Annotated in this window: 7 protein-coding genes; all 7 read left to right on the plus strand. The window is 67.0% G+C overall.

Annotated elements, in window-relative coordinates; all coding sequences use genetic code 11:
* The first annotated feature begins 11 nt into the window (after nucleotides 1-11).
* Nucleotides 12-647: an urea amidolyase associated protein UAAP2 gene (locus tag MTR65_RS12840; RefSeq protein WP_243800802.1), complete on the plus strand. Its 636-nt coding sequence runs from the start codon at nucleotides 12-14 to the stop codon at nucleotides 645-647.
* Complete coding sequence (gene uca / locus MTR65_RS12845; protein ID WP_243800803.1) at nucleotides 644-4,240, plus strand: urea carboxylase; 3,597 nt, start codon at nucleotides 644-646, stop codon at nucleotides 4,238-4,240. Before MTR65_RS12840 ends, uca begins: the two co-directional genes overlap by 4 nt.
* Nucleotides 4,237-6,006, plus strand: coding sequence for an allophanate hydrolase (gene atzF, locus MTR65_RS12850; RefSeq protein WP_243800806.1), 1,770 nt, complete (start codon nucleotides 4,237-4,239; stop codon nucleotides 6,004-6,006). The genes uca and atzF overlap by 4 nt, the downstream gene beginning before the upstream one ends.
* 67 nt (nucleotides 6,007-6,073) lie before the next feature.
* A complete protein-coding gene (locus MTR65_RS12855) occupies nucleotides 6,074-7,003 on the plus strand; it encodes a Vgb family protein (RefSeq protein WP_243800811.1) in 930 nt (309 codons plus the stop codon).
* Between the two features lie 412 nt (nucleotides 7,004-7,415).
* Nucleotides 7,416-8,582: a nucleotide sugar dehydrogenase gene (locus MTR65_RS12860; protein ID WP_243800816.1), complete on the plus strand. Its 1,167-nt coding sequence runs from the start codon at nucleotides 7,416-7,418 to the stop codon at nucleotides 8,580-8,582.
* A 90-nt stretch (nucleotides 8,583-8,672) separates the two neighbouring features.
* A complete protein-coding gene (locus MTR65_RS12865) occupies nucleotides 8,673-9,494 on the plus strand; it encodes a tannase/feruloyl esterase family alpha/beta hydrolase (RefSeq protein ID WP_243800817.1) in 822 nt (273 codons plus the stop codon).
* 115 nt (nucleotides 9,495-9,609) lie between these two features.
* On the plus strand, nucleotides 9,610-10,216 hold a 607-nt coding region (locus MTR65_RS12870), incomplete at its 3' end, for an aldo/keto reductase (protein ID WP_243800818.1).

A 10,216-nucleotide genomic window follows, 5' to 3' on the forward strand; every position in this document is an offset into this window, starting at 1 on the left:
GACCAAGTGCCATGACCGCTGATCCCTACCTGGCCGATCTTTCCGGCGCCGTTGTCCACGACGAGACCGTTCCCGCGCGCGGCCCTTGGCTGCACCACATCAAGGCGGGCGAAACGCTGCGCATCGTGGACGTCGAAGGCAACCAGGCCGTCGACTTCCTGCTCTATTCCGAGGCCGACGACGCCGAGCGCTACAGCGCGCAGGACACCGTTTCGGCGCAGGGCAATCTGTTCCTGCGCGAAGGCACCGTGCTGCGCTCGAACGAGGGCAACCCGATGATGACCATCGCGGGCACCTCGGTCGCCTACCACGACACCATCGGCGGTGCGTGCTCGTGCGAATCGAACACGCTGCGCTACGGCCACCACACCAAGGCCCAGCACGCCTGCGTCGAGAACTTCCTCAACGCCAACCTCACCGAGGGGCGCACCAAGCGCGACATCGTCTCGAACATCAACTTCTTCATGAACGTGCCGGTCGAGGCGGACGGGTCGCTAGGCATTGTCGATGGCATCTCGGCGCCGGGCCTCACCGTCGATCTCAAGGCCGAGATGGACGTCATCGTCGTCGTCTCGAACTGCCCGCAGATCAACAACCCCTGCAACGGCTTCAACCCGAGCCCTGTCCGGATGATCGTGACCGCATGAACTTCGACACCGTCCTGATCGCCAACAGGGGCGCGATCGCAACCCGCATCATCCGTACCCTGCGCCGCATGGGCCTGCGCTCGGTGGCGGTCTACTCCAAGGCTGACGAGGGCTCGCTCCACGTCTCCGAGGCCGACGTTGCGGTCTGCATCGGCGAGGCCAAGCCTTCCGAGAGCTACCTCGACATCGCAGCGATCATCGCGGCCGCCAAGGAAACCGGCGCGGGCGCGATCCACCCGGGCTACGGCTTCCTCTCCGAGAACCTCGAATTCGCGCAGGCCTGCGCCGATGCGGGGATCGTCTTCGTGGGCCCGACGCCCGAGAACATCTCGACCTTCGGGCTCAAGCACTCCGCGCGCGCGCTCGCCGCCGCGCACGACGTGCCCCTGGCGCCGGGCACCGACCTCCTCACCGACGAGGAAGAGGCCGTCGCGGCCGCCGCGAAGATCGGCTACCCGATCATGCTCAAGGCCACCGCGGGCGGCGGCGGCATCGGCATGCGCGTGTGCGAGAACGAAGCCGACGTGCGCGAGGGCTTTGCCTCGGTCAAGCGCCAGGGCCAGGCGAGCTTCGGCGATGCGGGCGTGTTCCTCGAAAGCTACATCCGCCGCGCCCGCCACATCGAGGTCCAGCTTTTCGGCGATGGCGAAGGCAAGGTCGTGGCGCTTGGTGAGCGCGACTGCTCGCTGCAGCGCCGCAACCAGAAGGTGGTCGAGGAAAGCCCTGCCCCCTGCCTTCCTCAGGCCGTGCGCGCGGAACTCATCGCCTCGGCCATTCGCCTGGGCGAGGCGGCGAACTACCGCTCGGCCGGCACCGTGGAATTCCTCTACGATGCCGACAAGGAGCAGTTCTTCTTCCTGGAGATGAACACGCGCCTGCAGGTCGAACATGGCGTCACCGAGGAAGTCTTCGGCATCGACCTTGTCGAATGGATGATCCGTGGCGGCGCGGGCGACTACGCCTTCCTGTCCGAAGACCACGGCGCGCCCCGGGGCCACGCGGTCCAGCTGCGCATCTACGCCGAGGACCCTTCGCTCGACTATCGCCCGACCACGGGCATTCTCACCAACGTGGAATTCCCGGACGACATCCGCGTCGAGACCTGGGTTGCGGGCGGCAGCGAAATCACCGCCTGGTACGATCCCATGCTCGCCAAGCTGATCGTCCATGCCCCCACCCGCGAGGAAGCCGTCGCGGCCGTCCAGAAGGTGGCCGACACGGCCCGCATCGACGGCATCGAGACCAACTTGCGCTGGCTGCGCGATGTCACCCGCTGCGCGGAATTCACCAGCGGCGCGGTCTCCACCCGCGTCCTCGACACCATCGCCTACCAGCCCAACGGTTTTCGCGTAGTGGCCGGCGGCACGGCAACGACCGTGCAGGACTGGCCGGGCCGCCAGAAGTACTGGGCGGTCGGCGTGCCCCCTTCAGGCCCGATGGACGACCAGTCGTTCCGCCTCGGCAACCGCCTGCTCGGCAATCCCGAAGGCACCGAGGGCCTCGAGATCACCGTCACCGGCCCAACGCTCGCCTTCACCGCGCCTGCCCGCATCTGCCTGATGGGCGCGGATTTCGGCGCGCGGCTCGATGACCAGCCGGTCGCGCGCGGCACCGTGCTCGATATCGCAGCTGGCCAGACCCTCTCGATGGGCCGGGCAACCGGCGGCGGTATGCGCGGCTACATCCTCTTTGCGGGCGGCCTCGATGTCGCGCCGTATCTGGGCAGCTGCTCGACCTTCGAACTTGGCCAGTTCGGCGGTCCCGCCGCGCGCCGTCTGCTCGCGGGCGACACGCTGCACCTGGGGGGCAAGGCCACGGGCGCAGCGCTCCCCACGCCAGAGATCCCCGAGGTCTCGACCGAGTGGACGCTGCGGGTCCTCTATGGCCCCCACGGCGCGCCCGACTTCTTCACCGACGATGACATCGGCACGCTCGTCTCGGCGAGCTGGCAGGTCCACTACAACTCCAACCGCACCGGCGTGCGCCTGGTCGGTCCCAAGCCGCAGTGGGCGCGCACCGATGGCGGCGAGGCGGGCCTGCACCCCTCCAACATCCACGACAACGCCTACGCCATCGGCGCGGTCGACTTCACCGGCGACATGCCGATTATCCTCGGCCCCGATGGCCCGTCACTGGGCGGCTTCGTGTGCCCCTTCGTGGTGATCGCGGCGGACCTGTGGAAGGTCGGCCAGCTCACCGCGGGCGACAAGGTGCGCTTCGTGCCAGTGACCATGGATGACGCCGATGCGGCCCACGCCGCGCAGCGCGCCTTCCTCGAAAGCGGCACGCCCGTACCGGCGACGCCCCTGCGCGACGTTGCCGACCTTGACCCGATTCTCGCCCAGCTGCCCGAAGGCCCGGGCCGTCCGCGCACGGTCTACCGCCAGCAGGGTGACCGCAACATCCTCATCGAGTATGGCGACATCGTCCTCGACGTGGAGCTGCGCATCCGCGTCCACGCGCTGATGGCCGAGCTGGAGAAGATGGCCCTGCCCGGCGTGATCGACATCGTGCCCGGCATCCGCTCGCTGCAGTTCCACTTCGATGGCGAGGTGCTGCGCCAGAAGGACGCGCTGGGCGCCCTCATCTCCGCCGAAGAGCGTCTGGGCGATCTGGAGGACTTCACCGTCCCCTCGCGCGTGGTCCATCTGCCCCTGAGCTGGCGCGATCCCGCCACTCTTGAAACGATCGAGAAGTACATGTCGATCGTGCGCGACGATGCGCCCTGGTGCCCCGACAACATCGAGTTCATCCGCCGCGTCAACGGGCTTCCCGATGCCGATGCGGTCAACAACATCGTGTTCGACGCGAACTACATCGTGCTGGGCCTGGGCGATGTCTACCTCGGCGCGCCGGTGGCGACCCCGATGGACCCGCGCCACCGCCTCGTCACCACCAAGTACAACCCGGCGCGCACCTGGACGCCGCCCAACGTCGTGGGCATCGGCGGCGCGTACATGTGCATCTACGGCATGGAAGGTCCGGGCGGCTACCAGCTCTTCGGGCGCACCATCCAGGTCTGGAACACCTACCGCCAGACCGACGCCTTCACCGACGGCAAGCCCTGGCTGCTGCGCTTCTTCGACCAGATCCGCTTCTATCCGGTAAGCCCGGACGAGCTGATGGAATGGCGCCGCGAGTTTCCCAACGGACGCCGCTCGATCCAGATCGAGGAGAGCGAATTCCGTCTGGCCGACTACCGCAAGTTCCTCGCGGACAACGCGGAATCGATCGGGGAATTCCAGGCCACCCGTCAGGCCGCGTTCGACGAGGAACGCGCCGAATGGCACCGTAACGGCGAATTCGACCGCGTGGCCCAGGCCGAGGACGTCGAAGACCTCGAACCCGTAGCCGTGGACGTGCCCGAAGGCGCCGACCTCATCGAGGCCCCCTATGGCGGCGTCGTTGCCCAGCTTCTCGTCTCGCCCGGCGACATCGTGAAGGCGGGCGACCGTATCGCGGTGGTCGAGGCGATGAAGATGGAAGCCCCTGTCGAGAGCCCGGGTTCGGGCACGATCTCGGCGATCTACATGGAAGAGGGCAAGTCGCTGCAGCCCGGCTCGCCGATGCTCGCCCTGTCGAGGACCGCATGAAGGACCTGAGCCGCCGCAGCGCTGCGGACATTGCCGCCCGTGTCAACGCGGGCACCCTCACCGCCCTTGCCGTTGCCGAGGAAACCCTCGCCCGGGCCGAAAGCTACGCTGCGATCCAGCCCCAGATCTGGATCAGCCGCGCCGCGCCCGAGGACGTGTTGGCGCAGGCCCGCACGGTGGACGCGCGCGTGGCGGCGGGCGAGAGCCTGCCGCTTGCGGGCGTGCCCTTCGCGGTGAAGGACAACATCGATGCGGCCGGGCTCCAGACCACCGCCGCCTGCCCCGCCTTCGCCTACGCGCCGGACGAGGACGCCACCGTGGTCGCGCGGCTGCGCGAGGCGGGCGCCATCCTCATCGGCAAGACCAACCTCGACCAGTTCGCCACGGGCCTTGTCGGCACGCGCAGCCCCTATGGCATCCCGCGCAACGCCTATAACCAGGCCTACGTCAGCGGCGGGTCCAGCTCCGGCTCCTCGGTCGTGGTCGCGGCGGGCATCGTGCCCTTTGCGCTGGGCACCGATACGGCGGGGTCGGGCCGCGTTCCCGCCGCCTTCAACCACCTCATCGGTTTCAAGCCCACCAAGGGCCGCTGGAGCACCAAGGGGCTGGTCCCGGCCTGCCGCACCATCGACTGCATCACCGTCTTCACCGACGACACCGCCGACGCGCGCCTTGTCGATGGCGTGATCGCGGGCTTCGATGTCGCCGATCCCTACTCCAAGCCGCTGGCCGACGCGCCGCTTGCGCCCAGGGTCATCGGCGTGCCGCGCAAGGATCAGCGCCAGTTCTTCGGCGACACTGCAGCCGAATACTTCTACGAGCAGGCGCTCGAGGTGCTGGGCCGCGAGGCCAGGATCGTCGAGATCGACTATGCCCCGCTCCAGGAAGCCGCCCTGCTCCTTTATGGCGGCCCCTGGGTTGCCGAGCGCACCGCGGCCATCGAAGACCTGCTCACGCGCGATCCCGAGGCCATCGATCCGGTCGTGCGCGAAGTGGTGGAACCGGGCCTGAAGATCGGCGCGGTCGAGCTCTTCAACGGCATCTACCGCATGGCGCAACTGAAGCGCCACGCGGACCTTCTGTGGGAGGAGGTCGACATGCTCGCCTTCCCGACCACCGGCACCACCTACCGCGTGGCCGAGCTGGCCAAGGCGCCCGTCGCGCTCAATTCCAACCTTGGCTACTACACCAACTTCGTGAACCTGCTGGACATGGCCGCACTGGCGGTCCCGGCAGGGATCCGCGACAACGGCACCGGCTTTGGCGTGACCCTGATCGGGCCCGCCGACACCGACCGCGCACTGCTCGACGTCGCTGACGGCTACCTGGCCGCGCGCGCATCTTCTCCTTTGCCACCGCTTGATCTTGAGGGACGTATGGAAACCGTGAAACTGGCCGTTGTCGGCGCCCACCTGAAGGACATGCCGCTCCACTGGCAGCTGACCTCGCGCGATGCCAAGTTCATCGGCGCCTTCGACACCGCGCCCAGCTACCGCCTCTACGCGCTGGCCAACAGCACGCCCCCCAAGCCCGCCCTCGTCTTCGAGGAAGGCGGCACCAGCCTGCCGGTCGAAGTCTACGAACTGGGCGCAGCCGAATTCGGCAGCTTCGTCGCCGAAGTGCCCGCGCCGCTTGCCATCGGCACGGTGACGCTGGCCGATGGCTCGAGCGTCAAGGGCTTCGTGTCCGAGCCGCGCGCGACGATCGGCGCCACCGACATCACCGCTCTTGGCGGTTGGCGCAACTACATCGCCAGCCTCGGCTGAGACGAGAGCCTCGCTTCGGGTCGCACCAGGCACTCTTGCGGAAACTACGTTGAATGGGGGACATCGGATGAACAGGTACACGCGCACTCTGGTGGCAGGCGCCGCCGCCGTCATGGCTTCGCTCGCCAGCCCCGCGCTGGCGCAGGATGAGACTGTCGTCCATGTCCCCGATTTCGCGGACTTCCTGGCCGTCGACGGCGACAGCGTGTGGGCGACCAATCGCGGCCGCGTCGAGAAGTGGTCGCGCGAGGGCAAGCAGGCGCAGGTTCCGCTCGGGCGCCCGTGTGGCACCATGAGCATCGCGGCGGGATCGCTGTGGGTGGCGGACTGCGGCGCGGGCACGATCAACCGCATCGATCTTGCCAGCGGCAAGCTGGTTGCCGCGATCTACACCGGCATCGCCAACCAGGCGGGCGAGCTGAACGTCGCCTTCGGCGCAGGCTCGATCTGGGTCGCGAGCAATCCCAACGGCCAGGTCGCGCGCATCGATCCGGCCACCAACGCGGTAACCGCGCAGATCACTGTCGATCCGGGCACCTGGTATCTGGCCTATGGCTTTGATGCCGTATGGGCCGTCAGCGCCGAGAAGCAGACGCTCCAGCGCATCGATCCAGCCACCAACAACGTGACCGGAAGCACCCCTCTTGGCACGACGCCCGGCTTCCTCGCTGCGGGCGAAGGCGCGGTCTGGGTGCAGGAACAGGGCGACGGCACACTGGCGCGCATCGACCCGGCCAGTGTCGAGGTGACCGGCCGGATCAAGGTCGGTGACAACCTCAAGTGGGGCGACATCGACACCGGCGCGGGCAAGGTCTGGCTGCGCACCACCGACGACCAGCGCTTCGTCGTCATCGACGCGGCGACTTCCGAAATCACCGCGCGCATGGGCAAGGCGGCAGGCAGCGGGGCGCTGCGCTACACCCCCGAGGGCGTGTGGACCTCTGCCCACGACGAGCACATCATCACCTGGTGGCCCACCGCCATGCTGCCCGACTGACCAGGGAGACGCGCGCGGATAGATCAGGTCTGCGTGCTGCCCCCCGCGCCGCGACATAATCGTACCCAAGCACGGACGGGCTCGCCGCGATCTTCCGCGTCGGGCCCGTTCCTGCATGTTCGGCAAGGAATTCGCACGGATGGTCGACGTCGCCGTTGTCGCAGGGGGCGAGTTCGACTACGGGCCCTCGCATAGGTCCGGTCCCGCCTTCCGCGACCCGCAGGTCACGAAAGGCCCGATGCCACGAAAAGGAAGCCCACTCGATGTCCGCGCCTTACGCAAGGCAGCCCAGATGGCTTACCACTCTTCGAAACGTGACATTCCCCTGCCAAGTTCGCAGTATGAGGCGACAGGTCTGATCGTTCACGAACGTTTCGGCACCACCGCACTACCACCGCAAGAGTACTCGTAGATGAAAATTGCTGTCTTTGGCCTTGGTTATGTCGGCCTGTCCAATGCCGTCCTGCTCGCGCAGCACAACACGGTCGTGGCCGTCGATATTTCGGCCGAGCGCGTGGAGATGCTCAACGCACGCCAGTCACCGATCGTGGATGCGGAACTGGAAGAGTTCCTTCACGAGCGCAAGCTCGACCTGCGCGGCACGACCTCGCCCGAGGAGGCGCTGGCCGATGCCGACTATGTCATCATCGCAACGCCAACCAACTACGATGTCGAAACCGACAAGTTCGACACCTCCTCGGTGGAAGCGGTCATAGGGCTGGCGACCACCCACGCGCCTGCGGCCACGATCGTCATCAAGTCCACGGTTCCGGTCGGGTATGTACGGGACGTGCGCCAGCGCATGGACACGCAGCAGGTCATCTTCAGCCCGGAATTCCTGCGCGAGGGCCGCGCCCTCTACGACAACCTGAACCCGTCGCGGATCATCGTGGGGGAACGCACAGAGCGCGCCCGGATCTTTGCCGACCTGCTGGTGCAAGGCGCGGAGAAGGACGATATCACGGTCCTGTTCACCGACGCCGACGAGGCCGAGGCGATCAAGCTATTCGCGAACACCTATCTTGCAATGCGCGTGGCCTTCTTCAACGAGCTCGACAGCTACGCCATTTCCAGAGGCATCAACACCCGCCAGATCATCGAAGGGGTTGGCCTCGATCCACGGATCGGCACGCACTACAACAACCCGAGCTTCGGCTACGGCGGCTACTGCCTCCCCAAGGACACCAAGCAGCTGCTCGCGAACTACTCCGAAGTCCCCCAGAACCTGATCCGTGCGATCGTCGATGCCAATCGGACCCGAAAGGACTTTCTGGCCGACCAGATCATCGCCCGCAGCCCGAAGAAGGTCGGCGTCTACCGCCTCGTGATGAAGGCCGGTTCCGACAATTTCCGCCAATCCTCGATCCAGGGGATCATGAAGCGGATCAAGGCCAAGGGTATCGAGGTGGTCATCTACGAACCGGCGATGAGCGAGGAGACCTTCTTCGGCTCGAAGATCATGCGCGACCTCGACGCGTTCAAGCAGGACTGCGACATCATCATCGCCAACCGCCAGACCGATGCCATCCGCGATGTCGCGGACAAGGTCTACACCCGCGATCTGTTCGGCTCCGACTGAACCCGCGCGGGGGAGCCCGTCTCGTCGACGCCGCTCTGGTGCGAACACGGCCCGAGCCGTTGGCGAGGCGCCCCGATCCCGGCCGACCCGATGAGCGGCATGACCGGCGGATCGCCGCGCCCCGTGCCCGCAGGCCCGCACTGCCTTGTCGAAGGCCGCATCGGCGACCGTGAGGGCGTGGGCGGTCACTACGCCATCCGCTTCCAGATGCGCCTGCCCGAAAAGTGGAACGGTCGTTTCCTGTTTCAGGGCGGTGGCGGCACCGACGGCTTCATTGCGCCCGCCATCGGCGCCATCCCGAGCACCGGCTCGACCGCGACGCCCGCGCTGCAGCGTGGCTATGCCGTCGTCAGCATGGACAGCGGCCACGACAAGCCCAACCTCGATTTCGCGGTCGACCAGCAGGCCGTGCTCGACCTGGCCTACGCCTCGATCGGCAAGGTGAGCGACACCGCCAAGGCGCTTATCCGCGCGCGCTATGGCCGCGCGGCGCAAACCTCCTACTTCATGGGCTGCTCGAACGGCGGGCGCGAGGCGATGCAGGCCGCGATGCGCTTTCCTACCGAATTCGACGGCGTGGTCGCGGGCAATCCCGGCTTCCACCTCAGCCGTGCCGCGCTGGGCTCGGTCTGGGATGTGCGCCAGTTCCAGGCACTGGCCGGCAAGGGCCCGTTCTACGATGCGCTCACCCAGTCGGACCTCGATCTTGTCTCGAGCGCGGTTCTCAAGCAGTGCGACGAACTCGACGGCGTGAAGGACGGCATCGTCGCGGCCTTCGGCAAGTGCCACTTCGACCCGAAGGTACTGCGCGGCAAGCTGAGCCAGGCCAAGCTCGACACGCTGAACGCGGTCATGGGCGGCCCCGTTCCCACAGTGACGGGACGGTACGCGGGGCCGCCCACGCCTTCCTGAAGGAGGCTCATGCCACCGGTGAGCAGGCCGCGTGCAACGCGCCTGCCCGCCCGTGGGTTTCCATGTGCAACGCCATGCAGGCTGCCCCAAGGGGGCGGCGGGAAGGAGATTTTTCATGGAATACAAGACACTGGGCCGAACCGGCCTCAAGGTCAGCACGCTGTGCCTTGGCACCATGAACTTCGGCGATGTGACCGCGAAGGACGACGCCTTTGCGATCATGGACGGCGCGCGCGACGCAGGGATCAACTACTTCGACACCGCAGACGTCTATGGCGGCCCGCAGAAGCCCGACATGGAAAAGGGCTACGGCACCTCCGAGGAAATCGTGGGCGAATGGCTGGCCAGGGGCGGACGGCGCGATTCGCTTGTCCTTGCCACCAAGTTCTACCAGCCGATGCAGACCGATCCCAACGGGCGCGGCCTGTCCGCGTACCATATTCGCCAGGCCGTCGAGGACAGCCTGCGCCGCTTGGGCACCGACCGTATCGACCTTTACCAGATGCACCATTCGGACATGAGCGTGCCGCGCGACGAACTATGGCAGGCGCTCGACATCCTCGTCCAGCAGGGCAAGATCCTCTATGTCGGCTCCAGCAATCACGCCGGCTGGCAGATCGCCACGACGCACGCCGCCGCCCAGGCGCGCGGCTCGCTCGGCCTCGTCTGCGAACAGACCTACTATAACCTGATGGAGCGCACCGCCGAACTCGAGGTCCTGC

This window comes from Novosphingobium mangrovi, assembly GCF_022818885.1.
In the GTDB taxonomy this organism is placed as follows: domain Bacteria; phylum Pseudomonadota; class Alphaproteobacteria; order Sphingomonadales; family Sphingomonadaceae; genus Novosphingobium; species Novosphingobium mangrovi.